The 21,474-nt window shown below is 56.1% G+C and carries 22 protein-coding genes and 3 pseudogenes; 14 read left to right on the top strand and 11 right to left on the bottom strand.

The window, feature by feature from the left end:
• The first annotated feature begins 215 nt into the window (after positions 1-215).
• The 3 genes and pseudogenes from C491_RS14475 to C491_RS14465 all read left to right on the top strand — a co-directional run.
• Positions 216-854: a phosphoribosyltransferase gene (locus C491_RS14475; RefSeq protein WP_005557560.1), complete on the top strand. Its 639-nt coding sequence runs from the start codon at positions 216-218 to the stop codon at positions 852-854.
• Positions 855-1,004: 150 nt separating this feature from the next.
• Positions 1,005-2,222 (top strand): CBS domain-containing protein, encoded by a 1,218-nt coding sequence (locus tag C491_RS14470; protein ID WP_005557558.1) that lies wholly within the window; start codon positions 1,005-1,007, stop codon positions 2,220-2,222.
• Between the two features lie 27 nt (positions 2,223-2,249).
• Positions 2,250-2,704, top strand: a pseudogene (locus C491_RS14465) (nucleotidyltransferase family protein); the annotation flags it as partial.
• Positions 2,705-2,933: 229 nt separating this feature from the next.
• Here C491_RS14465 and C491_RS14460 read toward each other — a convergent pair.
• Positions 2,934-3,557, bottom strand: a complete 624-nt coding sequence (locus C491_RS14460) for a SagB/ThcOx family dehydrogenase (RefSeq protein ID WP_005557553.1) — start codon at positions 3,555-3,557, stop codon at positions 2,934-2,936.
• Between the two features lie 74 nt (positions 3,558-3,631).
• Between C491_RS14460 and C491_RS14455 the strand changes: the two genes are divergently transcribed.
• Positions 3,632-4,078 carry a universal stress protein gene (locus C491_RS14455; RefSeq protein ID WP_005557551.1) on the top strand — a complete coding sequence of 149 codons (447 nt, stop codon included), beginning with the start codon at positions 3,632-3,634 and terminating at the stop codon, positions 4,076-4,078.
• A 63-nt stretch (positions 4,079-4,141) separates the two neighbouring features.
• Here the strand turns inward: C491_RS14455 and C491_RS21785 are convergent.
• Both C491_RS21785 and C491_RS14450 read right to left on the bottom strand, forming a co-directional pair.
• Positions 4,142-4,291, bottom strand: a pseudogene (locus tag C491_RS21785) (universal stress protein); the annotation flags it as partial.
• 436 nt (positions 4,292-4,727) lie between these two features.
• A complete protein-coding gene (locus C491_RS14450; protein WP_005557548.1) occupies positions 4,728-5,249 on the bottom strand; it encodes a DUF2267 domain-containing protein in 522 nt (173 codons plus the stop codon).
• Between the two features lie 247 nt (positions 5,250-5,496).
• On the opposite strand from C491_RS14450, the gene C491_RS14445 reads away from it, so the two are divergent.
• From C491_RS14445 to C491_RS14435, 3 genes are all read left to right on the top strand, one after another.
• The gene (locus tag C491_RS14445; RefSeq protein ID WP_049892077.1) at positions 5,497-6,738 is read left to right on the top strand and encodes a glycosyltransferase; all 1,242 of its coding nucleotides are present in this window, start codon (positions 5,497-5,499) and stop codon (positions 6,736-6,738) included.
• A gap of 83 nt (positions 6,739-6,821) precedes the next feature.
• Positions 6,822-7,727 (top strand): universal stress protein, encoded by a 906-nt coding sequence (locus tag C491_RS14440; RefSeq protein WP_049891976.1) that lies wholly within the window; start codon positions 6,822-6,824, stop codon positions 7,725-7,727.
• A 187-nt stretch (positions 7,728-7,914) separates the two neighbouring features.
• Entirely contained in the window at positions 7,915-8,124 is a 210-nt protein-coding gene (locus C491_RS14435) for a hypothetical protein (RefSeq protein ID WP_005557545.1), read from the top strand.
• Positions 8,125-8,296: 172 nt separating this feature from the next.
• On the opposite strand, the gene C491_RS14430 is transcribed toward C491_RS14435, so the two are convergent.
• A complete protein-coding gene (locus C491_RS14430) occupies positions 8,297-9,742 on the bottom strand; it encodes an amidase (RefSeq protein WP_005557544.1) in 1,446 nt (481 codons plus the stop codon).
• A 473-nt stretch (positions 9,743-10,215) separates the two neighbouring features.
• On the opposite strand from C491_RS14430, the pseudogene C491_RS24235 reads away from it, so the two are divergent.
• Positions 10,216-10,320 (top strand): annotated as a pseudogene (locus C491_RS24235) (IS6 family transposase); the annotation flags it as partial.
• Between the two features lie 461 nt (positions 10,321-10,781).
• Here the strand turns inward: C491_RS24235 and C491_RS14425 are convergent.
• Both C491_RS14425 and C491_RS14420 read right to left on the bottom strand, forming a co-directional pair.
• Positions 10,782-10,979, bottom strand: a complete 198-nt coding sequence (locus tag C491_RS14425; RefSeq protein WP_005557543.1) for a 30S ribosomal protein S14 — start codon at positions 10,977-10,979, stop codon at positions 10,782-10,784.
• On the bottom strand, positions 10,976-11,212 hold the full coding sequence (locus tag C491_RS14420; protein ID WP_049892074.1) for a hypothetical protein: 237 nt from the start codon (positions 11,210-11,212) through the stop codon (positions 10,976-10,978). Before C491_RS14420 ends, C491_RS14425 begins: the two co-directional genes overlap by 4 nt.
• 488 nt (positions 11,213-11,700) lie before the next feature.
• Between C491_RS14420 and C491_RS24230 the strand changes: the two genes are divergently transcribed.
• The gene (locus tag C491_RS24230) at positions 11,701-11,892 is read left to right on the top strand and encodes a DUF6884 domain-containing protein (protein WP_005557541.1); all 192 of its coding nucleotides are present in this window, start codon (positions 11,701-11,703) and stop codon (positions 11,890-11,892) included.
• Between the two features lie 20 nt (positions 11,893-11,912).
• Here the strand turns inward: C491_RS24230 and C491_RS21780 are convergent, their stop codons facing one another.
• The 4 genes from C491_RS21780 to C491_RS14405 are packed head-to-tail and all read right to left on the bottom strand — an operon-like array spanning position 11,913 to position 15,554.
• Positions 11,913-12,611: a helix-turn-helix domain-containing protein gene (locus tag C491_RS21780; RefSeq protein ID WP_083909350.1), complete on the bottom strand. Its 699-nt coding sequence runs from the start codon at positions 12,609-12,611 to the stop codon at positions 11,913-11,915.
• Positions 12,612-12,671: 60 nt separating this feature from the next.
• A complete protein-coding gene (locus C491_RS21775) occupies positions 12,672-13,964 on the bottom strand; it encodes an MmgE/PrpD family protein (protein WP_083909337.1) in 1,293 nt (430 codons plus the stop codon).
• Positions 13,964-14,428: a Rieske (2Fe-2S) protein gene (locus C491_RS21770; protein ID WP_005557538.1), complete on the bottom strand. Its 465-nt coding sequence runs from the start codon at positions 14,426-14,428 to the stop codon at positions 13,964-13,966. The genes C491_RS21775 and C491_RS21770 overlap by 1 nt, the downstream gene beginning before the upstream one ends.
• A gap of 10 nt (positions 14,429-14,438) precedes the next feature.
• Complete coding sequence (locus tag C491_RS14405) at positions 14,439-15,554, bottom strand: amidohydrolase family protein (protein WP_049891974.1); 1,116 nt, start codon at positions 15,552-15,554, stop codon at positions 14,439-14,441.
• Between the two features lie 274 nt (positions 15,555-15,828).
• Here C491_RS14405 and C491_RS21765 point away from each other — a divergent pair, with 274 nt between their 5' ends.
• The 5 genes from C491_RS21765 to C491_RS14385 all read left to right on the top strand — a co-directional run bounded on the left by C491_RS21765 (position 15,829) and on the right by C491_RS14385 (position 20,186).
• Positions 15,829-16,611, top strand: a complete 783-nt coding sequence (locus C491_RS21765; RefSeq protein WP_083909336.1) for a carbon-nitrogen hydrolase family protein — start codon at positions 15,829-15,831, stop codon at positions 16,609-16,611.
• A 175-nt stretch (positions 16,612-16,786) separates the two neighbouring features.
• The gene (locus C491_RS14400; protein WP_241431326.1) at positions 16,787-17,737 is read left to right on the top strand and encodes a glycine betaine ABC transporter substrate-binding protein; all 951 of its coding nucleotides are present in this window, start codon (positions 16,787-16,789) and stop codon (positions 17,735-17,737) included.
• Positions 17,737-18,453 (top strand): ABC transporter permease, encoded by a 717-nt coding sequence (locus C491_RS14395; RefSeq protein WP_005557530.1) that lies wholly within the window; start codon positions 17,737-17,739, stop codon positions 18,451-18,453. Before C491_RS14400 ends, C491_RS14395 begins: the two co-directional genes overlap by 1 nt.
• Positions 18,450-19,508 (top strand): ABC transporter ATP-binding protein, encoded by a 1,059-nt coding sequence (locus C491_RS14390; RefSeq protein ID WP_005557528.1) that lies wholly within the window; start codon positions 18,450-18,452, stop codon positions 19,506-19,508. Before C491_RS14395 ends, C491_RS14390 begins: the two co-directional genes overlap by 4 nt.
• Positions 19,509-19,511: 3 nt before the next feature.
• Complete coding sequence (locus tag C491_RS14385; RefSeq protein WP_005557527.1) at positions 19,512-20,186, top strand: ABC transporter permease; 675 nt, start codon at positions 19,512-19,514, stop codon at positions 20,184-20,186.
• 261 nt (positions 20,187-20,447) lie between these two features.
• Here C491_RS14385 and C491_RS14380 read toward each other — a convergent pair whose 3' ends face one another.
• On the bottom strand, positions 20,448-21,374 hold the full coding sequence (locus C491_RS14380) for an outer membrane protein assembly factor BamB family protein (protein ID WP_083909335.1): 927 nt from the start codon (positions 21,372-21,374) through the stop codon (positions 20,448-20,450).
• Positions 21,375-21,474 lie beyond the last annotated feature (100 nt).

Genomic DNA, 21,474 nt, shown 5'->3' with positions numbered 1-21,474 from the left:
CCATCGTTCGTTACAGGTCCGCCTCAACGAACTGGGAGGCAACGGCGGCCCCGAGGCCGTTCGTTCCTCTGCCCGTCGTCGGTTCTTCTGCGAGCGATTCGTCGCTTCTGACAGTCCGATCGGCACTCACGACAGCGTGGGATCGATGTGATTGTTCCCATCTAGCAGGAGTTACCCTGGCGTTATATGCTCTCTCGTCCCGTTTCTCCGAATCGATGGAGGTGTCTCGCAGATTCCAGGATCGAACGGAAGCGGGAGAGTTCCTCGCGGAAGAGCTACGTGAGCGAGGGATCGACGCGGATCTCGTTCTGGCCATTCCGCGTGGCGGCCTCCCGCTGGGCCGAGCAGTCGCAGACGAACTCGAGGCTCCACTCGACGTCATCGTCGCAAAGAAGATCGGTGCGCCGGGCAACCCGGAGTACGCCATCGGTGCCGTCGCGAGCGACGGAAGCGTCTGGCAAAACGAGGAAGCGATCCTCGGGACGCGAAGCGACGAGGAGTACTTTCAGGAACAGCGCGAGCGCAAAGCCGCGGAGGCACGCCAGAAGGCCGAGCGGTACCGAGGCGGTCGGTCAGAGCCGAATTTGGCGGAAAAGACTGTCGTTGTCGTAGACGACGGCGTCGCAACAGGCTCGACCGTCAGGGCCTGTCTCGCGAAGCTTCGCAATTCGGACGCCGGTCGAGTCGTCCTCGCAGTACCGGTCGGTCCGCCGACCTCTATCGCCGAACTCGAGGGGTGGACCGACGAGGTCGTCTGTCTCGAGAGGCCCGGGAGCTTCATGGGGGTTGGACAGTTCTACCGGAACTTCAGTCAGGTCTCCGACGAAGAAGCAATGGCCTACCTGGAGACGTGACCGTGAGCGGCCGGTCGAGGACGGCCCCGCGATCGTCACGAGTCGACTCCCAGCGACTAACTGATCGGTGACGAGTATACATCCCAGTCATCCCAGTACGCCTCAATAGTACCGTAGAACGACCACCCGATCGAAAGCATACTGAAATCAATGGATATCGCCAATATCGTTTCGAACGAATACGTCGAATTCACGCCAGAAACGCCCGTCTCAAAGCTCGTCGGTACGTTCGCCAATTCCGACGTCAAGGGTGTCGTAATCCGCGGGGACGAGTTCGAGGGAGTCGTCACGAGGAGACAACTCGCGACCTCACACCGCCAGCCCAGCGAAAAACTCGGATCACTCGTCTGGCACGTCTCGCGACTCTCGCCCGACGAAGACATCCGCAAGGTGGCACAGCTCATGATCGACAGCGACTCGCAGCTCCTGCCCGTCTTCGAGGGCCGAGAGCTGGTCGGCGTCGTCACCGTCGATGCGATCCTCCAGAAAGTAACGTCGTTTCTGGACGCGGCGACCGTTTCCGAAGCTCAGACTTCCGATCTCGTCTCGGTCAGGCCGGACTCGTCCCTCGGCGATGCGCTCAACGTGCTCCGAGAGAACCGCATCACTCACCTCCCTGTCGTCGAGGACGACACGGCAGTCGGTATCCTCAGTCTCTACGACGTAACCGAGCTTACGGTACGGGCCGAGGTCAAGAGTCAGGGCGGCGACGCGGGCGGAACCGATCCGTTCGGGGGCGAGATCTCCAGCAGCACCGGTCGGGCACGTCGCGGCGGCTTCGGCGCCCGAGAGGGCGAACTTGCGCGAATGCTCGATCTTCCGGTCCGGGATATCATGATTTCGCCGGTACGGACGGTCCGACCGAGCGATACGCTCGAGACGGCCGTCGGGGAGATGTTTGATGTCGGCGCCTCGTCGCTGATCGTCACGGACGATGGCTCGCCTCACGGTATCGTCACGAAGACCGACGTCCTCGATTCGCTCACGTGGGAGGCCGGCGGGAACCGAGCCGTGCAGGTCTACGGAACCAATCTGATAGACGACACGACCTACGAGGACATCGTGGCGATGGTCGACGCCTTCGACGATCGGAATCGCGGAATGAGCGTCCTGGACGCGAAAATCCACCTCCACGAGCACGACGAGAAACGACGGGGCGTTTCGCTGTTGCTCGCTCGCATCCGGCTCTACACCGACCGCGGACTGTACGTCGCCTCCGGCGAGGGATACGGTGCGACCCACGCGCTCAACGAGGCGCGAGACGTGCTGGAACGACAGATCCGCGAGAAAAAGACCTACGGACGGACCAAGAAACCCCCGGACGAGGAGTTCTGGGAGAAACGCTTCGGCTGGCTGCTCGAGGAGTAAACAGCTCTCCAACGGTAATCTAAATCGATGAACGCTATCGTACTGGTCGGCGGGTATGTGACTCGACTGTGGCCGATCACGAGACACCGGCCGAAGATGTTGCTCCCGCTCGGGGAGACCACCGTCATCGACCGAATCTACGCCGAACTCGAGTCCGAGGATCGAATCGAGGAGGTGTACGTCAGCACGAACGAGCGGTTCGCCCCGGACTTCGAACCCGTCTGGCGGACAGCACGTACAACAAACCGCGGCTGTCGATCGAAGAAACACGCGACGAGGACGAAAAATTCGGCGTCGTTGGAGCGCTCGGCGAACTGATCGACCGCGAGGGGATCGACGACGATCTGCTGGTGATCGCCGGCGACAACCTCTTCGATTTTGAGATCGGGACGTTTCTCGATTTCTTCGATCGAAGGGACGTGCCGACAATCGTCGCCTACGACGTCGGCGACCGGGAACGAGCCACCGCCTACGGGGTCGTCGTCCCATCGGACGCTATCCGGACGCGATCGAGCGGATGAGCAACCAGTTCGTCCGAATCGACAGTGTTCAACAGCACGAGTGGGCGGCTCGTCCCGATGTCGATCGTGACTGCCTCGAGTTGCATTCGTCTGTGAACACGGAACACACAGCTAAAACGATACGGGCGTCCGACCGATCCGATACGCCCCTCCGTCCCGTCAGGAAATCGGGATCGAAACCTCGAGAGTGTCATTTCCTCGTCGCTCGCCGACCGAACGGCAGCAGGTACAGCGGCTCAAGTCGGGCCGGAAGTTCGAGTGCGTCCGCGACGTCGGCGTCGGTGAACGCCCCGACTGGACAGGTATTCAACCCACGTGATTCACAGACGAGGTGGACGTTTTCGGCGACGTGGCCGGCCTCCATATGGACGTACCGATCTCCATGTTTCGGGTACTGCCGGCGTGTTCGCTCGTAGTTCGCCGCCAGTACGATCGTCGTCGGTGCATCTCTCACCACCTCCTGTCCCAGCGCGGCCTGCGTGAGGCCGTCGTGGACGGGCGCATCGAGTTCCGACTCGAGCACGTGCCGTCCCGGATCGTAACGGTACAGCCCCCGATCCAGATCCGCCCTCCCGCCCGACGTCACCTCGAGAAAGACGACGAGCGGGTACGTCGCTCCGGCACTCGGCGCGGCCCGCATCTCCACGCCGTCTCTCACGTGAGTGAGTCCCTGCGCCGCCCACAGTACCTGAGAGACGTCCTCGATCGTCACCGGCGTCCGAGCGAACGTGCGTCGGCTTGCTCGCATCGCGATCGCTCGTTCGACGCTCGTCTGGCCGTCGGGATCGGGTTCTGGAAGCTCAATCGGAGCCATGTCGACGATGTCACGGCAAGACGGAAAATACCGCCCCCCGAGAGGCTATGTCCCTTCGGCTTGAACTCCGTTCTGTGACCAGTACAGTTCTCGTTCCCGTCGACGGCTCGCCGTTATCGTCGCGGGCACTCCGCCACGCGCTTCGCAAGTTTCCGGACGCGGAGATCACGGCGTACCACGTCGTCGACCTGTTCGATCCCGGTTCCGCGACCGACAACGATCTCGAATCGTCGTACGAACCGATGCTCGGGACCGAGGAGTGGGCGGCGTCCGTCGACGAAGCGAGGGATCGGCTCTTCGCGGACGTTTCCGAGACCGCCGCCGACTACGACCGATTGATCACGACCGACTGGGATATCGGTGACCCGGCGCGGCTCATCGTCGAGTACGCGACGGAGGAAGCCGTCGACCACGTCGTTCTCGGCACACACGGTCGAATCGACGAGGACCGATCGATCTTTGGAGCGGTCGCCGAAACCGTCGCTCGCCGCGCACCGGTTCCGGTCACGATCGTTCGGTGACGCGACTCGAGTTCGTCCTGCTGTCACAACGGCCGTCAGGTTCGTGGCTCGGTATCGGGTCGATCACTGCAGTTCGTATCTACTCGTTCGCTCGACGACGGTGGCGGGGACTGGCGCCCGTCGAACGACGGTTTCGGCGACATTTCCCAGTAGGATCCGATCGAGACCATCGCGACCGTGACTTCCGATCACGACGTGGTTGACGTCGTGTTCTTAGCGGTGACGCCCCAGGGATCGTTCCCTGCTGCCAGCGAAGCGGATATCAAAACACCGAGAGCATGGTCGCTTTTACTCTTATTCGATGGGTGCTTCCTCATATATTGAAATACTAGAATCGATTACATTCGTACCTACGTAATCCCGTGTCGAGGCCATGACGAGCGAGCCGTCCATGCTCAGGTACCAGTAGGAACTGCTCGGTGGTTGGTGTCAAAAGAAGCCGTGGGCTGTTCACGCTCGTGGAATGGTTCGAGCCGTGTCGGCTTCCTCCTACGCCACCAGCAATCGCTGATTTCTGGTTAGCACATCGCAACGCTTTGCGTTCCGAGGAGGGCTACCGTCGGGGACTTCTTCCTCACATCTCTGTCAATCTGTGAAGGTCGGGTCTCGGTCTCCCGTCTTCGTGCCGGCGACCCTGAGTCGGGGGTCGCTATTCTTCTGTTTCGTCGACCGACCCGTCGTCTGCCGTGTCGGAGTCGTGCCGGGTCGCTGTCTCGGGTTGTGGACCGCCACCGGTCTGTGCCTCCTGGGCATCGCCCCAGCCACCGCTGTCGACCACTTCGAACAGTTTGCCCCAGTTCTCATCGTCCGCACTCTCCGGAAGCTGATCACGGAGCTGCTGGAAGTCCGACGGCGGCACCTCCGATCTCACGAGATCGACGATGATACGGGCGTGGTACGCTGCTTCCGGCGGATCCGTCAGGTCTCCCTCGAGTTCACTGACTCGGGTAACGAACTCCTGCCAGTCGAATCGCTGCCCGTGTTCCTGAACGGCACCGGTCATGTACCACTTGATTTCCATCGGGAGGGAGGCAGCGAGATCTTCGGCCGCACCCTCCGGAATCCGTTCACCCAGGGTCATGAGCGTCGCCCTGATCGCTCGCACCGTTCGACCGGTGTCCGGAAGCTCGAGTCGGTGCTGGACTTGGCCCGTGAACTCGTCGAAGTTCATAGCAGTAGCGTGCTCGCTGACCAGGGACGTCAAGCCATATGCTACGTGTTCTGTCGCGAGAACGTAACTGATCCAGCAACGTCTTTCCGACAGGATCGTTTTGGGGATCCACACCCAGGAGATCCGCGAGGGCGAGTTTCGACTAGCGATCCGTGGCGGAATGTCGTCGCTGTTCGATCTCGCGTTCTTTGCCATCGTCACCCCACAACTGATACCACCGTCGTCGTTGTACCAACGAGCACGGACGATGCACGCTCCATCACTACCGGATCAATCAATCGAGGCGTACGCTGGCGTGACAGGTCACGACCGACTCCAGCGGCTTCGAGTTCTCGCCAAGGCGCTGGAAGACGTCCGAATCCTCCACGTCAATTCGACCGCGGCCGGTGGCGGCGTCGCGGAACTGCTCCGTTCGATCGTTCCGGTGTGCAACGACCTCGCCGTCGACACTGACTGGCTCGTCATGGATGCTGACGACGACTTCTTCGAGGTGACCAAGGCGATGCACAACGCACTCCAGGGGAGCGGGCCCCCGCTGACCGAGGAGATGAAGGCAACCTATCGGGCGGTCACCAAGCGAAATGCGGCCGAACTCGAAGATGTGTACGACCTCGTCATGGTTCACGATCCGCAGCCACTCGGTATGCTCGATTACATAACGGAGACGATGCAGAACGCACCGATCGTCTGGCGCTGTCACATCGATCTCACCGATCCGATCGACGACTATCTCGCGTTCGTCTCCGAGTATACGAACCGCATCGACCACGCGATTTTCAGCCGGTCCAGCTACGTCGGTGATATCGAGGTTCCGACGAGCATCATCTATCCATCGATCGATCCAACGACGGAGAAGAACCGCTCGCTCGACGCAGAGACGATCGCAAACGAGCACGACCGACTGGACCCCCTCTCGTTCGAGGACCCGCTCGTCGCGCAGGTTTCCCGGTTCGACCCGTGGAAGGATCAGTTCGGGACGCTGGAGGCGTACCGTCGCGCTCGCGAGGACGTGACGGACCTCCAGTTGGCGTTGGTTGGTGGGATGGCTGGCGACGATCCCGAGGGACTGGAGCTGTACGAACAGGTCTCTAAGGAAGCGGTCGACGATCCGAACGTCCACGTGCTGACCGATCTCCCGGATACGACGGTGAACGTCCTGCAGTGTCAGTCGGACGTCGTCGTCCAGAAGTCACTGCGCGAGGGGTTCGGCCTGGTCGTCTCGGAAGCGCTCTGGAAGCGCACTCCGGTTGTCGGGTCGAACGTCGGCGGCATCCCGCTACAGATCGAGGACGGAACGAACGGCTACCTCGTCGACCCGGACGATGCGGCGGGCGCTGGTGACCGCGTCTGTGACCTCCTCGAGAACGATGATCGTCGAACGAAGTTCGGCGAGAACGCACGCGAGCACGTCTGTGAACACTTCCTGTTGCCCCGTCAGCTCGTGGAGTTGCTTGAGACTATCGTCGATGTGCTCGACCGAAATCCGTGAGTGATCGGGTCCGGGCCAACGGCAGAAACACAGTGTGCCCCTACAATTATCCGCTGTGGTGGTGAAGTGAAGATCTGACAGCTATGAGCCGGCTCATCGACTCGATACTGATACCGACAGACGGCAGCGAGGGAGCGCTCACAGGGGCAAAATGGGGGGCCGCACTGGCATCACGAATCAGCGCGGACGTGCACGTCCTCTCGGTCGTCGCTGCCCGTAGCGACCTGGACGAAGTTGCCGATGCAGCGGAGCCGATATACGCGTCACTCGAGACCGATGCGGAAGAAGCAGCGGAAACCGTCGCGGACATGGTTCGGTCCGCCGACGCGGACCTCGACGTTACGACCACGATCAAGCGAGGGACACCGTTCCAGTCGATTCGAGAGTACGCCAAGCGACGCGAGATCGACGTCATCGCTATGGGGACGAAAGGCCAGACCGGGCTGGACAGGGTCCTCCTCGGGAGCGTCACGGAGAACGTCCTCCGGACGGCACGCACGCCTGTCCTCGCCGTCCCACCGAACGCCGACGTGAGCGAGATCGACGACATCGCGTTCGATGAGTTCCTCCTCCCGACGGACGGCAGCGACGGGGCCACGATCGCAGCCGACTGGGGTATCGCGCTGGCAAGTCAATTCGAGTCGATGGTCCATACGGTGTACTCCGTCGATACGAGTCGCCTCCCTCGGGCACAGGAACCGGACGAACTCCTCAGCGCCCTCGAGCACAGCGGCGAGGACGCGATCGATACGGTTCGGGAACGTGCCAGCGACGCCGGCGTCAGCGTCTCCGGGAAGATCGCGACCGGTTCACCGGCGGACGTAATTCTCACGGCCGAGAGCAAGCACGAGATCGATCTGATCGTGATGGGAACGCACGGTCGCACCGGAATCGGGCAGTGGTTTCTCGGTAGCGTCACCGAAAACGTCGTCCGACAGGCCGACGTTCCGGTGTTTTGCGTCCCGGTCAGCGCCGATCCACCGTGGTGACACCCACGAATCGGTCCCGTGAATCATCGGGAGTCCGGGCCCACACACCGATTATCGCGCCGGTTCCGGGCGTCGTGTGGGAACGTAGCGACGGCGGTATCCAGTTCGTGGGTCACAGTCGGGCCAGGATACCCGCTGCGGTGGTAAACTACACGAGGGGCGGGCGCGAATACGACAAGCGCTACGAATGAGCACTGACGAGAGAGGGGAGACGGATGCCTCAGAACAGACCCGGCAGCTCTGGTTTGGCGTCGCTCTTGCGATAATATACGCGGCATACACGATACTCATCCTTGCTCTCCTGAGCGTCGATCAGTCGATCGCACTGATCATCGTCGTCGGCGGAAGCGTCGCGTTCGGCCTTGCAATCATGATACACGTTCTCTACTTTCGGTGAGTGACCGTTGAGTCGGACTGTCCATTGCGAGTGACGCACCAAACAGAACTACCAGTATCGACCGGTGACTTTCCGCCCCGGAAGACGGATCAAACTCGGATTAGCGCTCTTATCGAGTGCGAGTTCGATCAGTTATAGCTCGAGGCGGTAGTGCAGAAGTCTCATCGCGTGGCTAGACATCCGGATAGTGACCAGTCCACGGTCGGACTCGTTCAATCGCTGCAGCGACACTCAGTATATCGGTTTCAGCAAACCGTCTCCCAACGATTTGCAGTCCGACGGGAAGGCCATCATCGGTGAGGCCGGCAGGTACCGACGCTGCAGGATGGCCCGTCAGATTGAACACCCACGTCAGCATCGCATCGGTCGGAACACCCATCACCGACTGTCCGTCGATCTCCGTCGGGTAGCCGTCGCTAAGGTGTTTGCTGTACGGTGGGACAGTGAGCGTTGGTGTCACGAGGACATCGTAGTCTGTGAGGACGTTTTCGATGCCGTCGTATGCGGCAGTCCGAGGGACGTTCTGCAGTCGCTCAGCGGTAGCGTCGGTCTCCGCTCCGAGTGCGATAGTCGAGCGGACGGTCTCCTCAACGTCCGCCGTCTCAAAGTCGATCTCGTACTGTTCCGCGAGCTGCTGGGCGAACGAACTGAAAAAGACACCAACCTGTTCGACGTATGCCATCGATAGTTCCTCGTACGGTGGGAGTGACACGTCCACGGTATCGACAGTCGCGCCAGCAGTCGCGAGATCAGCAACGGCGTCGTCGACCGTTTCACGCACCGCCGGTGCGATCGGTTGGAGATCCAAGTTCGGGCTGTATGCCACCGCGAGGTCATCCGTCGGTCGGTCAGTCGCGTTCACGTAGTCCGTCTTCCGGCGGGGCACGCTGAACGGGTCTCGGCTGTCTTGACCCGCGAGGACATCGAGGAACACGGCGACGTCCTCGGGAGTCCGGGCCATCGGACCACCAACGAAAAACGGCGAATGGGTACTAAAGCCGTCATTCGAGGCACGTTCGGGGACGAGTCCGAACGTCGGCTTGAGGCCGATGACGTTACAGCAGGCGGCGGGCACGCGGAGCGACCCGCCGATGTCCGACCCGGTCGCGAGTTGCACTGCACCTGTCGCGAGTGCAGCCGCCGATCCACCGGAGGATCCTCCAGCGGATCGGTCGTAATCGAACGGTGTTGGTGTAGCGCCGGCAACGCGGTTCTCCGTCTTGATGGTGTGGCCGAGGGCTGGTGTATTGGTGGTACCGACGATGATTGCGCCAGTAGCCTCCAACCGTTCGACTACGATGGAATCCTCGTCGGCGACGTTGTCGGCCAGCGGTGCAAGTCCCATCGTATTTCGAACACCGGCTTTCCGGCTCCGGAGATCCTTGATCGCAACCGGGACGCCATGAAGCGGACCGAGGTCCTCGTCGCGGCCAGCTGCCCGATCAGCCTCACGAGCGCGCTCCCGCGCCGAGTCTCCGATAACCGTAATAAACGCGTTCAACTCCGTAGTTGCCTCAATTCGGTCTAGTGCCGTCTCAACCAGCTCCAGAGAGGACAGCGTTTCGTTACGCACTGCCGCTGCGAGTTCGCGGGCTGACTGTCCCCTGAGCACTGACATACATCTCTAAATAATAGACAGGAAAATAAAGACTCGTATCAGTTCTCGGCTTTCTGGTCCCAAGGATAACGATGGTTTAGACGATTTTAGTCGAAGGCGCGTGCCATCTGTCCGGGATTTCGTGATATCATGAGTCAAATAACATTGTTTAGTTATCTATTTTGAAAGTATGCAGGTCGTTGAACTGGTTTGGACCAGTACTCACGGACCTGTTCAACGAGAGCTACGACGCGCGAATTTAGAAGAACCTTGGGAGAACAAGCGGACAACGATGGTCACAAGAGTTTTGCTCTTGTACAGCCCATCAGAACGTTACGCGTTCTGAGGATGGCGAATCCATGTCGGGTCGCTATTGATGAGACTGCTGTCAAGATCATTCGCAGCTCGCCTTGGGTGTGGGATGCAATAGTATAGGGTCGCAATTACTACCTGATATCGCAGTGCTCGGACGACGAGACGACAATCTAATCGGTACATTCCTACATCGGCTCACCGAGAAACGTGACCTCTTCGAGACGGTATTTCTCGTCGGTGGCTACGGCTATCTAACTACCCTCTCTCGGTTAGGATTGTGGGGTTAGCTCAACTACATCGATCGAAACCGTATCGAAAACTGTTCCGTTTCGAGTTGATAAAGTCACCGAGCAACCATCCAACAGAATCCGTCGAAAGACTGCACCTATGTTTGAATAGCACACTATTCTCAAGAAAAATAGCCGAGAGAGCGATGCACTTGTTGAGGCTTATGGCGCGGCACATGGCGTTGTCAAACACAATCATTCATGAGTTTGAGTCCGAACTCAACGATGTGCTTGCTTTCCTTGTCAATCGCCTCGGGATTAACATTCGAGCATTTGCCTTATTCACTTGTAGGTGAACACCTTGCCAGGTGTGTCCGTTCCAAAATTCTCGTGCAACAACCCCGGATCACGCCATTGGGCCCCTTCTGTCTTTTTATACTCCTTCAATAAAACATTAACTTCCAATAGAATATTGCCACGCAATATCATAGACACAGTAGAAAATCACGACCGATCGATTAATCGTACTTTTGGAAGCCCATATCGCGGGCCAACTCTCGAAACGACTGTCGACACAGCCAGATATCGTACTTGCCGATCAATCCCTGTTCCCGACCAGTGTCTCTGCAGACGCGTTGATTCCCGGTGCGTTCACTCTTTGCGTCGGTATCGGCGTTTGATTCGCTCGCCTCGTTGCGTGTCCCGCTATCGGTCATGCCAACTCCTCTGCTCTCTCTCGCAACGGGGGATCGACCGTCGTATCATCCGCAAGTTCTTCCAGAACCGTCGTCGCGTTACAGTCACCGAGTGCATTGAGTGCGTGCCGACGGAATTCCCCACGGAGGCCGCCCATTCGGACGAGTATTCCGAGATTTGCCGTCTCGGTCTTTTGAGCGAGCGAGTCGATCGCTTCCGCGCCCGACGGACAATCCTCGACTGTCCACTCGATCCCGAGTGTGTTGTCAGTACTCGTCTCGTCGTTCACCAGCTGCGTTGCCTCACCGGTCACTCGAACGCCGGTTCGCTCTGTCAGTCGCCTGGCGACGAGCGCGGCGATCGTCGTTTTGCCGACACTGCGGTCGCCGACGAACGCAATGTGGCGTGTCTCAGAGTCTCGCTCGGTCTCGAGCTCTTTGGTCTCTGTTGGTTTCGTCGACATTGTTGTTGCTAACAACCATCTTATCCATAATCAAAGTTGTTATATAGAAGACTAATTTTAATAATATTGTGCGGGAGCGAGCGAGACGACCACCACCTCGGGACAGCACAAAGCGCCGACCGATCGCTCATAAGCGAACCCATGCCTCCGACGCCCGACCCGCCAGCTGATCCGCGGACAGAACCGTGATCCACGCTCGACGCGTTCGTTCGTCGTCGCGGTGGCGTGGAAGCTTGTATTTGTATTCGCCAGCGGTCATCACCCCACTCCGAACCGATATGTGGGCTCGTTCGACAGGCGGTAGCTTCTGGTCGCTCGAGGCGGGGACGACGCTCGTATTCTATGCCAGGCGTGCATATCACGAGGAGTTGCTATCGTTGCTCGAGGAGACGACTGTCTCAGTTCAGCTTCCGGCAGAGGGGCTGATGATCGGTGAGCGGTTGCAGTGGTTTTGCAGAGAAGCAGATTAGAATCGATTTTTGGATGGAGTTCAGTCTTCATTTCTAACTGCTAAATTAACATATGGAAGAACAAACTTGATAAGTTGCTGCTCTACCTTTCGCAAATGGTTTGATGCAGTTGTCTTTGTAATATCCATCTCCTCTGCAATCTCCTCGAGTGTTACCTGTCTGGGAATCTCAAAATATCCTTGCTCAACAGCCGTGTTCAGAATTTCGCGCTGTCGAGGGGGGATTGACGAAAGTAGTTCCTGCCACTCAGAGCGACTCGGTATAATTTCGCGTCTGAAATCCTGTGTAATCCGTTCAACTCTAACACTTCCAAAATCCGAGAGCAGATCAATAGCTTTCGATAGTTCATTTCGATCATCCAGTAGCAGATCAAAACACTCGCGCCCATTGACCAACTGCGTTGGACCGAGAGGAAGATATCCGTCGTACATCAGTGCCTGTAGCGGCGTTACTTCGTTCAGTCGCCCTCGGAGCAACATTGTCGCAGCACATCGCCCTTCGCCAGTCTCATACTGCTCAACAAGATTGATAGTCTCTACTGTATCGTGTGAACTAATGATTTTGCGAACAGCATCACAATCTTGAGATTCGATTGCGAGCATACCGACGTAGCGATTGTTCCGGAACGTGGAGGCGATAAACTCGCCAAACACATCGTGCTTCGCGACTTCCGCCGTCCAGTCTCCGTCATATTGGACGCTTACCTTTGCAGTGAGCATAGCTAGCAAATGACCGGGGAGCATGGTATAGCTTCCCTGCGGCCGAAACAGCCCTGCTTGTTACCAAGATTTGAGTAGTGTCTCGATCGACTGGTCTTCATTCTGGAGATTAACAGAAAGGCGTTCGATCGCAGTCTTTGATAATGTGGGCGAAATAAGTCGGCGCGCTTTTTCCAACCGCTCTTCGACAGACAGTGCCATGTTCCGTGAACCACGACTAGATGTTACATCGGATCGGTATGTTCTCTCAGTAGTTCTTACAGCTACACGAGCTAGGCACTCTTCTGGAAACCGTCTGTCTAATTCATTGTCGACAGCGAATTCGACATGGTCAGCAATTGCTAATATATCGGAATCTTCCCGTGCCGATTCGGACAATTCAGATTGTGTAAAGCGACCCCGAAGGAGTGCAGCGGCAACTGGGTATGCATAGGAGTACTGTGCTTCTTCCGGTGTCTGTGGCTTACGCGTCTCCAGATGTACTGCTTCCTCAAAAGTCGAAATTTGTACTGACCGAATACTCGCTGGGTCAATATCGTACTGGGATGTCAACATTAGGACTGCCTCGACACCGGGTTGTGCCCAACGACAGCACGGATATGGTTTGAGGTACCCCTTTGTCACGTGGAATACATCGTTTAGGGTATCGTCCATTGATGCATCATCGAAGACAGTACCAGATCCTGTGAATCCCATTTCAGCGAGTTGCGCAGACACGGTACCGGTGTATGCCCCCCACCCGATCCCGTCTTTAGTCATGCCTGGTTTCTCCACACCACGCATGATCGGTGTCCGAGGAGCATGATATTCAGCGACACCAAGAGCATGTGTCGTCTGCTCTGTTGAGAATTCAAATAGCCGGGCAACTGCTGCGGCTGCCCCGAGTGCGCCCCATGATCCAGTACCCGTGTAGATATCATCAACCGTATGAATTGCTAACCCCGCACGAACGGCGAGTTCGTAGCCTACAAAAACAGCATTAAGAAATTGGCGTATCGAGGCATCGACTTCTTCTGCGGCCGCTAACGCAGGAGGGACAACCACTGCAGCAGGATGACCCTTGACCTCACGGTGTCCATCATCGATATCGAGTGCGTTTGCAGCAACGCCGTTAGCTAATGCTGCACCGCCGACAGATACTGTGTCTTGTGATTTATCAAGAAGTGTTATTTTTCCCTCTCCAAGATGCTTTGTAGCATACTGACGAGCAATATCGACACCGTCCTGCCGATATCCGGCAGTTATGGCTGCCAATGTATCGAGCACGCGTGCCTTTAGTTGTGCCTCGACGCTATCCGGCGCGTCTGCTATCTTCGCTGACCGCGTGAATTCTACTGCTCGAGCGGTATCCATTATAAGTAGACAACGACCTGCTGGTCTTCGACATCCACTTCATACGTGTCCACTGGCGGTTGATCACCTTCAACGGCCCCACAGTCACAGCCCCCATCGGTAGCGCTTTCTTCCGAAGTGTCGTCGCTTGTAGACTCAACAGCAGTATCAAACGACCTTGCACGAACCTTGTGGGGATTGAATACGGACTCGCCCGTTGCAATATCGAATTCCCAGCCGTGCCACGGACAGCGCAAAATCTGGCCATCGTCTTCCCATTCTACCTTCTCAGGGTCTGTAGCCGATGTCGTTCCTGTCACTTTCCCCATACAGAGTGGAGCTCGTTGATGTGGACAATCGTTTTTGAGTGCGTGGTACTCTCCATTAACGTTGAATACGCCGATCGAATGGCCGTTTAATTCAACGATCGTTCGTTCACCGGGTGGCAGTTCGTCAGTCGAACAGATTTCGAAGCGTTTCTCCATCAAATCACTCTCAGTTGGTTGGGAGGCTCGTCGGATCGTTCGGGAGCCCGTACAGTTCCTGTGCGTTACCGGCCATCACGGCTTGCTCCATCTCATCAGACATCGGCGGCAGTGCGTACACCGGTGAATCCGTATCCCAGTGTGGATAGTCACTGGCGAACATTACCGTTTCCTCAGCATGCATCATCTCTAGAATTTGTAAGAGATGCTCGGGGTTATCCGGCTCCTCGATAGGTTGAGTGGTAAACCGAACTTGGTCGCGAACGTATTCACTCGGTGGCTTCTGAAGATAGGGTACCTGTGCACGGAGGGCTTTCCAGTCTTTGTCCATCCGCCAGAGGAAATGTGGAACCCAACTCAGTCCCCCCTCAATAACAACGAAATTGAGATTGGGGAATTTCGCAAGGACACCTTCAGCAACGAGGCTGACGAGTTGTCCCATTGCATACGTACCCAGGAGCGTATGCCACTCAAAGTAGGTGTTCGGATGTCCTGCGCCTGTCGGCGGACGCGTTACACCGTGCCCTTCTGTGTAGGGATGCATAGCGATGGGAAGCTCCATCTCCTCGGCAGCTTCGTACATCGGCCAATAGTACTCGTGACCGTAGGGGTGCTGCGAGGCCATCGGCATCACGACTTGGACAACACGCGGGTGATCCCCCAGTTCTCGAATCATTTCAGCCATCCGCTCTGGTTTCTGTGGTGCAGCAAGTAGCGATCCGACAAATGGACCTCCCGCTGAAAGCCAGTTATCGATAACCCATTTGTTGTTCGCGACTGCAAGTTCGGCAGCGTAGTCACGGTTTGGAAGAGCAGTGAGATTGAGATACGAGTTGCCTGTCAGAACCGCATAATCTACGCCGAATTCCTCAAAATGATGTTCCTTCATTTTCTCGATGCTGGATCCCGCAGGACTGCCATCATCTGGGATCGCATCGCGTCGAGAGAATTCTGCGACGTTGTCGTAGAGAATACTGGGCGACTGCACACCACGATCTTTGTACTGGTCTGGAAGGTAGGCGATAACCTCCTCGGGATCTTTCCATTTTTGATGGATATCACAATCGATGAGCGTCGGAGCTGTATCCTCTGACCCAGTCGATTGTTCGACTTGTCGTCCTGACATCGTCTGGCACAACCAAACAGGGATACCCCCCTAAACCACAGGGCGAACTTGTAGCGGATATATATACTAGCTGTCGCAGATGGCTTTATCCAGACCCACGACCCTCCGAATTATCGTGCCCCTCTCATTAGGGGACCAAAACAGCAAAAGGTTAAAGACCTGTCATTGGTGTTGGGAGGGGCTTCATTTAAGCGCTGGAGATGTTCGTGTCAAAGATTACCGCATTTAAGAATTGAGGTACCCATATGTGTTCTCGAACGAGGTATTTCAATCGATGACAAACGCACGTATCGCTTCTTGCCAATTTGAACCGGATATTGGCGATGTGGACGCAAATCTCAATCATATCGAGCAGCTTGCTGATCAACTACCCACATCGACCGTGTTCGCTGTCTTCCCAGAGCTCTGTGTAACCGGCTATGATCTCAGTGACGTTTCGGCAGCGAAAACACCGGTACCGGGACCTATAACTGAACGAATCCAGGGAATTGCTCAAAGGACCGGTGTTGATCTAATAGTTGGACTGCCCGAAGCCGCCGACAACAACGTTTACAATTCGCTTGTGTACATGTCTAACCACGGTGTCGAGGCAACATATCGGAAGCAACAGCTATGGGGCGATGAAGCAGCACAGTTTGCAGCCGGAACAGAACCAGTGATCGTTGACACGCCAGTTGGACGAGTCGGGTTGCTGCTTTGCTATGACCTGAACTTCCCCGAACTCGCACTCGAGTACGACGAAGCTGATTGTGACCATATTGCCGTCAGCTCAGCCTGGCGGCAGTCGTTCGACAATGACTGGCGACTCCTTTGCTGTGCTCGCGCACTTGATCAAACCTGCTACGTTGTCGGCTCGAATCATTCCGGTACCCAATCCGGACGGCATCATGCGGGTGAAAGTCTAGTTGCAGGGCCACGTGGTGAGATCCTCGCGAAAACCACAGATGATACCTCGACTGTTTCGGTCGAAGTCGACGCTGATTCGATTGAAACCGCCCGTATCAAGAACCCGGTTCGGGAATCCCGTTACGAGATGACCAGCACTTCTCGGCAGTAGCACCCCCTCTGATAATAGAGTAGGCTTTCTTCTCCTTTCCGGGACTCAGCCCTCGTATTTATATATTCTTCGTGCATCTTATTTATAAACATTGCTGCTCTATCATGTGCTTTGTTTATAAACAATTGATTAGTGTGGGTCAATACTTAGGGTCTTTATCACAGAATGACTTGGCGTGCCAACTCAAAACACACGGCGTAGTCTCCTCAGGACGGGAGGTGGGCTCGCCGCCACAGCGATTAGCGGGGTGACAGCCGGGTGTCTCACCCTTGCGACACAGTTTCGGAGCGATTCAATTCCAATTGGATCGAAGCGGTTCACCGAACAAGAGATTCTCGGCTACCTCGCGTTCGAGTCGCTTGATGCAAACACTGACCTCCATGTTGATGACCAGACTGGTCTCGGCGGCACCACAACGAACTTCCAGGCAGTGAATTCCGGGGAGATTCAATTATACTGGGAGTACACTGGTACGGCTTGGCAAACACTACCACCAGAGCAAGACGAAGTCATCCCCGATCCTGAGGAACTCTACAATAGAGTAAAAGAGGAATTCGAAACGGAACACGGACTGACTTTCCTGGAGCGAGCACCACTCGACAACACCTACGTCCTCATGGCGAATCCCGAGTGGTCGGACCAGACTGGTGTAGAGTCGCTATCCGGGCTCGTATCTTATCTTACCGAGACGGATACGGAGACTACAGTAGCCTTGAACGCTGAGTTCCAAGATAGAGCGGATGGCTGGCCCGGACTCGTTGATCACTACGAATTTCCCGAAGAGGGTCAAATAGACGTCCGAAATATCGAGTCTGGACTGCTGTACCAGGTCGTCGGTGAGGGTGAAGCCGATATCGGTGTCGGTTTCAATACAGACCCACGAATCCTACAGTTTGATCTACAGGTGCTCGAGGATGATGAGCACTTTTTCCCGGGCTACAATGCGGCCCCCATGGTACCCACGTCAACGGTCGAATCCCACCCATCGATTCGCGAACAGTTGAACGAAATGAGCGCGGATCTCACTACTGAACAAATACGTGAACTCAACAATCGAGTTGCGATCGACAATGCGAATCCACAGACCGTAGCCAGAGAGTATCTACGCGAAACGGGGGTACTCTAATGTCTACGCTTGTCGATCCGCTATCACTGTTCGCAAACCAGTACGTCGAGTACTTCCTTACCAACAGAGAGCTTCTATGGGAGTTACTCGTTAATCATATTATCGTCGTCATCGACTCTGTATGGTTCGCACTCCTCATTGGTGTCCCTCTTGGGGTGCTCGCTACCTACAACGACCGCCTTGGAAAGGGCATTCTCTGGAGTGCGAGTATGATGATGACGGTGCCGAGCATTGCTCTTTTCGGACTGCTAATTCCTCTCGTCGGGATTGGGGAACTTCCGGTTGTGATTGCGCTTATCCTCTACGCACAGTTGCCCATCATCAGAAACACCTACCTAGGTCTCACGCAGGTTGATGAGGCAACCATCGAGGCCGGGCGTGGAATGGGGATGACAAAAACGCAACGGCTCCTTCGACTCCAACTTCCCCAAGCAGTTCCAGTTATCATGGCGGGTGTGCGCAATGCCGTTGTTATCCTCGTCGGCATTGCCGCTATTGGAGCTTTCATCGGGGCAAATAATCTCGGTGATCCCATCTTTAACGGCATCAGCGAGGCCAACACCGCGGCAATCGTTGTCTCGACAATTATAGTGTCGCTACTTGCACTGGCCTTTGATTACATCTTCCAAGTCCTCGAACAGGTCTTCAGACTTCAGAACGGCGAAGACATCGAATTGACTCTCGGTACGCGATTCATCCAGAGGTCGATAGCATGACTAAGACGAACACAACAGGTACGACAGAAGCATCGGACACGATGATTAAATTCGATGGCGTCACCAAGATATACTCGGACCAGACCGTTGCTATTGAAGATATTAGCTTCGAGGTTGAACGTGGAACGACAACAGTCTTCGTGGGCCCATCCGGCTGTGGCAAAACCACGACGATGACCCTCGTCAACCGAATGCAGGACCCAACAGAGGGAACAGTGTACTACGATGGCGCTGATATCCAGGAGCTGGACAAAGTCGATCTGCGACGAGATATTGGCTACGTGATTCAGGAGATCGGACTATTCGATCATATGACTGTTGGAGAAAATATCGCAACAGTCCCTGAACTCAAAGGATGGGACCAGTCGCGTATCGATGACCGCGTTGACGAACTGCTCGAGTTGATGGACCTCGAACCAGGTACGTATCGCGACCAGTATCCCAACGCCCTCTCTGGTGGCCAACAACAGCGAATTGGCGTTGCTCGTGCACTTGCTGCAGATCCCGATGTCCTGTTAATGGATGAGCCCTTCGGTGCGCTTGATCCACTTACCCGCGAGGAACTGCAGGATGAGTTCCTTGAAATCCAGGAACGAATTGATACGACGATTCTCTTCGTCACACATGACATCAATGAAGCGCTGAAAATGGGTGATAAAATTGCAATCTTTGATGTTGGCGAGCTTGTGCAGTATGGGTCGCCCAGAGAGATTCTGCATAACCCAGCTACTGATTTCGTCAAAGACTTCATTGGAGATGATAAAACGTTGAAAGAGCTCCAGATCACCCCCGTCCGGGATATTATGTCGGAGTCGGTACCTACAGCTGAGCAGCCAACAGCTTCAGCTGTTACCGAGACCGGAGAAGACTCTACTGCGGCACTCGCGGATGGAACTGGGGATCAGTACGTCACTCCAACGGATACAGTCGACATCGCACTCTCTCGGATGATCGAAACTGATACACAATCACTCCCCGTTGTCAAAGATGATGACGTTGTAGGCACTATTACGGAATCTTCGATTCGTGCGCACCAATCGAACGGTGGTGTGTAACCAATGGGACTGATTGATGCACTTCTCGCAGCCTATGCCTACCTCGTAGCGAACTTTGACGAGTTTCTTGGGCTGTTAGCAGAACATCTAGCCCTCGTTCTTGTGTCGGTCACCTTGGCAATTATGATTGCCATCCCAATGGGTGTCCTCGCCACACGAAACGAGCGTGCAAAATCTATCGTCATGAGTTTCGGAAACGTCTCACAGACGATTCCAACACTCGCTATCATCGCACTCGTCTTCCCTATACTTGGTCTCGGCTTCCTGCCTGCACTGGTCGGCCTGTTCGCGTATGCGCTTCTGCCGATCTTGACCAATACTGTTGCTGGTCTCGAGAACGTTGATGAGAGTACCGTCGAAGCAGCGCGTGGTATGGGAATGACTGAAAATCAGATCCTTCGACAAATTCAGCTTCCGCTAGCTGTTCCTGTCATCTTCGCCGGTATTCGAACGAGTGCCGTTCTCAACGTCGGGACCGCATACCTTGCGTTCTTCATCGGTGGCGGGGGTCTTGGTGTCTGGGTCATCAGCGGAATTTCGCTCTTCAATACCCCTCAGCTGCTTGCAGGTGCCATTCCTGGTGCGCTACTGGCTATCGGTCTTGACTCGTTGTTTGGATTTATTGAAGGACGGCTTAGTGGTGAGAGCATGCCAGAACAGTCTCCAGCGGCCGGGTGACTGTTGTTTGAGTTTCAGGACGTCTGCTTATAGCCAGTCATGAGCCGCGATTAGTCTTGTTACTGCTGACTACAGTCGATTTGCTCTTTAAGTTCTTCTGGCCACAAAGTAGAGCTATGACGGGAAGTCGTTCTCTCGTGATTCTCAACTCGGTAGCGTAGCCCCCGCTGTTGTATGGGGCCGTAGATTTAGCCCCTTGCCCATAGAATTACTGAGTCGTTTGGAAACTCGAGATCAGGAGGGTTCCAAGCAGTGTGCGTTCTACGACCCGTCTCTGTAGATCTCGACCTCCCCGGACTGATTGTCGTTATCTTGGACGCTGATACTCCAAGTCGAACCGTCTCCAGAAATCGCTCCAACAGCAGGACCAACATCGTATGAATTCTCCCAGATGAGGTCACCACTGTCGACAACGGCTATCCCACCGTTGCCTCGATCTGCAACGAGTACACGGTCTCCGTTGTCACTGACGCTTACATCCTCAGCACCCCAGAACCCAACCGATGCTGTCCATTGTTCATTGCCGGTTTCAGCGTCAACAGCGTGGAGGGTTCCATCCCCCTCTGACGTAACGATCGTACTGCCATCTGACGAGAGGTAGACCCAACCACCATACGAATCAGTTTCCCAGACAACGTTGCCCTCGAGGTCAAGAACGATCGTCTTGCCATCGTCAGTTCCGGCGACAACCAACTCACGTTCGCTGCCGATGTTGACCGAAATCACATCTTCGTCAGTTTCGTGAGTCCATTGCTCGGCGCCAGTGCTATCATAGAGTTTGACACCAGCGGATCCATAGCGCTCGATATCATCACCTGAACAACGACCGGCACCGACAGCCACGTAGTCTCCCTCATCTGTGATAGCAACAGTCTGTCCAACAGATTCGCTCAGGTCTGTTTCCCACTGGATCTCGCCATTCGCTGAAGCAGCAACAGTCCCGGGACCAGTGACTGGTGAGGAAACAGACGCAATCGTTGTCCCATCTGCGGTGGCATCGAGATCCCATAATTCGGGGTGCTGAAGAGCCGGCCCGTCGTCCTCGGTTAGGTCGAGTGAGCCGTACATATCAGCATCCATCCAGCCGACAGTACCTGTGGTTCCATCTTCGGACACTTGGAGATGAGAGACGCTGCGATCAGCTCCGAGATTGATGACATCGCCGTCTCTCTGATCGTCGTATACCATTACGTTCCCCTCACCGAATCCGAAGAGGACGGTCTCACCGTCGGGTGAGAGGCCTGTGACGAGTCCTGAGGTGCTGTACGTCTCGCTAGCGTGCTGCTCG

It is taken from the genome of Natronococcus amylolyticus DSM 10524, from assembly GCF_000337675.1.
Lineage (GTDB): Archaea > Halobacteriota > Halobacteria > Halobacteriales > Natrialbaceae > Natronococcus > Natronococcus amylolyticus.
The sequence above is the reverse complement of the archived record's forward strand: the minus strand, read 5'-3'. Positions and strand labels throughout refer to the sequence as shown.

Coding starts and splice junctions, on each gene's coding strand:
- C491_RS14435 (WP_005557545.1), top strand. CDS start 7,915: ATGAGCACTGACGAGAGAGGGGAGACGGATGCCTCAGAACAGACCCGG.
- C491_RS14450 (WP_005557548.1), bottom strand. CDS start 5,249: ATGAACTTCGACGAGTTCACGGGCCAAGTCCAGCACCGACTCGAGCTT.
- C491_RS24230 (WP_005557541.1), top strand. CDS start 11,701: ATGTGGGCTCGTTCGACAGGCGGTAGCTTCTGGTCGCTCGAGGCGGGG.
- C491_RS21770 (WP_005557538.1), bottom strand. CDS start 14,428: ATGGAGAAACGCTTCGAAATCTGTTCGACTGACGAACTGCCACCCGGT.
- C491_RS14470 (WP_005557558.1), top strand. CDS start 1,005: ATGGATATCGCCAATATCGTTTCGAACGAATACGTCGAATTCACGCCA.
- C491_RS14390 (WP_005557528.1), top strand. CDS start 18,450: ATGACTAAGACGAACACAACAGGTACGACAGAAGCATCGGACACGATG.
- C491_RS14445 (WP_049892077.1), top strand. CDS start 5,497: ATGCACGCTCCATCACTACCGGATCAATCAATCGAGGCGTACGCTGGC.
- C491_RS21765 (WP_083909336.1), top strand. CDS start 15,829: ATGACAAACGCACGTATCGCTTCTTGCCAATTTGAACCGGATATTGGC.
- C491_RS14385 (WP_005557527.1), top strand. CDS start 19,512: ATGGGACTGATTGATGCACTTCTCGCAGCCTATGCCTACCTCGTAGCG.
- C491_RS14475 (WP_005557560.1), top strand. CDS start 216: ATGGAGGTGTCTCGCAGATTCCAGGATCGAACGGAAGCGGGAGAGTTC.
- C491_RS14430 (WP_005557544.1), bottom strand. CDS start 9,742: ATGTCAGTGCTCAGGGGACAGTCAGCCCGCGAACTCGCAGCGGCAGTG.
- C491_RS14380 (WP_083909335.1), bottom strand. CDS start 21,374: ATGGTATACGACGATCAGAGAGACGGCGATGTCATCAATCTCGGAGCT.
- C491_RS14425 (WP_005557543.1), bottom strand. CDS start 10,979: ATGACCGATAGCGGGACACGCAACGAGGCGAGCGAATCAAACGCCGAT.
- C491_RS14440 (WP_049891976.1), top strand. CDS start 6,822: ATGAGCCGGCTCATCGACTCGATACTGATACCGACAGACGGCAGCGAG.
- C491_RS14405 (WP_049891974.1), bottom strand. CDS start 15,554: ATGTCAGGACGACAAGTCGAACAATCGACTGGGTCAGAGGATACAGCT.
- C491_RS14395 (WP_005557530.1), top strand. CDS start 17,737: ATGTCTACGCTTGTCGATCCGCTATCACTGTTCGCAAACCAGTACGTC.
- C491_RS21780 (WP_083909350.1), bottom strand. CDS start 12,611: ATGCTCACTGCAAAGGTAAGCGTCCAATATGACGGAGACTGGACGGCG.
- C491_RS21775 (WP_083909337.1), bottom strand. CDS start 13,964: ATGGATACCGCTCGAGCAGTAGAATTCACGCGGTCAGCGAAGATAGCA.
- C491_RS14460 (WP_005557553.1), bottom strand. CDS start 3,557: ATGGCTCCGATTGAGCTTCCAGAACCCGATCCCGACGGCCAGACGAGC.